Genomic DNA, 601 nt, shown 5'->3' on the forward strand with positions numbered 1-601 from the left:
GTCAGCGCCCTGGTTTCAACGGGGGTGACGTACCCGTAGACGGGATGCTTGCGCAGGCGGGTGCGGTTGTACTCGACCTCGATGAAGCGGAAGGCGTCGGCGCGGGCGGCCTCGTGGGACTCCCAGACTGTGGTGCCGATCTCCGCTTTCAGCAATCCGAAAAAGCTTTCGGCGGCCGCGTTATCGTAACACGAGCCGGTTCTGCCCATACTCTGCCTCAGCCCCAACTCCCTTATCAACGTGCGGTATTCGCGTGAGGTGTATTCCGATCCGCGGTCCGAGTGCGCGATGCAGTCCTCCTTCACATCGCCGCGGCCAGCGGCCATCTTCAGCGCGTCGATGACCAGCTCGGCGCGGTGGTGATCGGCCATCGCGTACCCGACCACCTCGCGGGTGGCCAGGTCGATGACCGTGGCCAGGTACCACCAGCCGGCCAGCGTGGGCAGGTAGGTGATGTCCGAGACCAGCTTGGTGCCCGGCTCGGCGGCGGTGAAGTCGCGTCCGACCAGGTCCGGGGAGGGTGCCGCCTTACGATCTGCCTTCGTGAGGCTGCGCCGCTTGCGGCGGGTGATCCCCCGGATGTCGTGCTCGCGCATCAGCC

Annotated in this window: 1 protein-coding gene; it reads right to left on the bottom strand. The window is 66.4% G+C overall.

Annotation, left to right across the window (positions count from 1 at the left end; translation table 11 throughout):
• A partial coding sequence (locus IEZ01_RS34495) for an IS3 family transposase (RefSeq protein WP_189205742.1) occupies nucleotides 1–601 on the bottom strand: 601 nt, incomplete at both ends.

Origin of the sequence: Streptomyces purpureus, from assembly GCF_014648195.1 — a bacterium.
GTDB classification, from domain to species: Bacteria; Actinomycetota; Actinomycetes; order Streptomycetales; family Streptomycetaceae; genus Streptomyces; species Streptomyces purpureus.